1 protein-coding gene is annotated in these 684 nt (G+C 59.2%); it reads left to right on the forward strand.

Annotation, left to right across the window (positions count from 1 at the left end; all coding sequences use genetic code 11):
• Nucleotides 1-283: 283 nt before the first annotated feature.
• Nucleotides 284-684: SDR family NAD(P)-dependent oxidoreductase (locus B4A72_RS01120; protein ID WP_292977973.1), on the forward strand; the 401-nt coding region annotated here is incomplete at its 3' end.

Below are 684 nucleotides of genomic sequence, written 5' to 3' on the forward strand. Positions count from 1 at the left end.
GGGCTGTTGCCTTGTTTTTCAAGGGTTCCACCCATCGGATGACTCTACCTTACTCGCATCTAGTATACCACAAAGATTACTAGTATACCAGAAAGACACGACAGCGAATCGGCTTGCCGGTTCACAGGCGACAGATGGAGGCGTCGCACAGGGGGAGGAAGCTGATGTCCGGGCGCGGATCGCGGTATTTCAAAGTCCTGACTGCGAGGATCGGCCAACGGCCTGACCCGGCGGCGTGTTGCCGCCCGGACAGACAGACAGAAACGTAAGAGAAGGACCAGACATGACGCTCAAGGGAAAAACCGCTATCGTGACCGGCGGAGGTCGCGACATCGGGCGCGCTTGCGCCATGCGTCTTGCCGAAGAAGGCGCGATGGTCGCAATCAACTACTTCTCCAGCAGCGCCGGGGCGGACAGCGCGGTCGAAGAAATTCGTTCCAGGGGCGGCAAGGCTTTCGCGCTTTGCGGCGACCTGACCACCCGGGACGGCGCGGATGCGCTGGTGAAGCGAACCCTGGAAGAATTTGGCGGCATCGACATCCTGGTCAACAACACCGGCGGTCTGATCGCGCGCAAGACCATTCCGGAAATGTCGCTGGAGCATTGGCAGGCAGTCATGGACCTGAATGTGACGAGCACATTCCTGATGATCAAGTCCTGCCTGCCGCACCTGAAATCCGGTTC

The organism is Paracoccus sp. UBA5162, assembly GCF_002413585.1.
Taxonomy (GTDB): Bacteria; Pseudomonadota; Alphaproteobacteria; order Rhodobacterales; family Rhodobacteraceae; genus Paracoccus.